Source organism: Peribacillus sp. P4_C12 (assembly GCF_056402095.1).
In genome coordinates this window covers 1-1,537 of sequence record NZ_JBFUIB010000725.1, presented here as the reverse complement: position 1 = coordinate 1,537, position 1,537 = coordinate 1, and the positions used below count along the sequence as shown (strand labels likewise).

2 protein-coding genes are annotated in these 1,537 nt (G+C 37.5%); one reads left to right on the top strand and one right to left on the bottom strand.

Annotated features, from left to right (window positions below; translation table 11 throughout):
• A partial coding sequence (locus tag AC1DUW_RS28420) for a DUF2759 domain-containing protein (RefSeq protein ID WP_477644130.1) occupies positions 1–141 on the top strand: 141 nt, incomplete at its 5' end.
• 41 nt (positions 142–182) lie between these two features.
• Here the strand turns inward: AC1DUW_RS28420 and AC1DUW_RS28415 are convergent.
• Positions 183–1,355, bottom strand: a complete 1,173-nt coding sequence (locus AC1DUW_RS28415; protein ID WP_053346953.1) for a YqgU-like beta propeller domain-containing protein — start codon at positions 1,353–1,355, stop codon at positions 183–185.
• Positions 1,356–1,537: the final 182 nt, after the last annotated feature.

Below are 1,537 nucleotides of genomic sequence, written 5' to 3'. Positions count from 1 at the left end.
ATCCTAGGTGCAGCAGCTGTGGTTACCTCATTAAAACACAGAAACTTCTTAGGATTCATTTTTGCAGCAGGCAGTGCAGTCGTGTTTGGTTGGTTTACTGTTATGACTGTCATCAACAGCGGTTTTCCTGTTGCACATTAAAGAAAAAAGCTCGCCATGCGGCGGGCTTTTGTTTTAGGTCATTAACTTTCTTTAAATAATCTCTGTATTTGATGGGTTTTCATATCAATGATTTTCTCAAATTGATATCCATATAAGCATAGGCTGCCATCAAGCGAACAGCTTAATGGTTCATTTTCCATGTCCTTCATCAATTCTTCTTGTGTGCCTTTTTCCCAATTTAATTTAGTTAAGGTAAACCTGCCATCATATTGGTCAACATCTTTTGATTCATTAGGAATAAAGGTTATAAATTCCTTATTTTTTTCAATGAAATCATAGGATGGAATCACCCAATCTGAAAAGCTTTTCAATAGCGGTAAGGAAAAAGAGTGGATCGGTTTGTTTGTCTGATCATAAAAAGCATATGTACCCCGATCTTGTTTTTCTGTCTCCACTTGAATCGTCATTAGCGCCTGTTTCATTTTTTTAAAGTGAATAACATCGAGCATTAGGCTTTCTACTCCATCATCATTCAGCGCTTTTCTTTCTAAAGGAGCCGTCAAAGCGGGTTCTTCCCTATTCCAATCAAGAAACATCAGTTCTTTTTCACTTGACCACTGAGCAAATGGCTGCGGAAAGTCGAGCGTTTCCATTGTTTGCTCTTCTGGATTTAACACATAGCTGCTGTATGTCCAGTCTTCATTAAAACTAGATAAAAACAACATGCCATCTTGATATGAATTCCACTCATAAGTTAATTCATAGGCTGGTATTGCCACAGAATACAGTGGATTTCCTGTTTGATCAAGGATCGCTATTGATGCTTTACCTGAAGACGTGAAGGACGATACCAAAATATGCGTACCAGCTGGACTGATTGATACTTCAGAAAGCGCAAAAGACGGCTGATAAAAAATGGAAGTATCATTCGTTTCCAAATTCCATACCATCAACTGTGATAAATCATTACCATCCTGCTTCACAGAATATAAAATGGTTTTAGAATCAAGCCATCCATAAATAGCTTCGATCTTTTCTGTTTTTGAAGCTGGGATCTTTAATGTGCTTAATGAAGTTTCTTGGTTAGATTGGGAGTGTTCTTTTTCCGTATCATTTACGGGTTTACTAAGGTCCTTGGAAGGCTCACAAGCCGAGATAAGTAGGATAGTGGAGATAAATAATGCGACGAAACACAACATCTTACAGATAGACAGCTGCTTACAAAGAGCTGCTTTGGATACTTTAATCTCCACACACCTCCCACTTCAAAACTAAAACGCCTGGCATATGTGAGCGAGACATTAGAAAGAGTAAAGATTTCCAATCGAAACCCTTACGCCTTTCATTATAAAGTAAAAAAGAGAAAATGTGGCGAATAATTATCTTATATTTTCGTGGAAGTATATTCCTTCGAAAATCGTCATCACATATACAG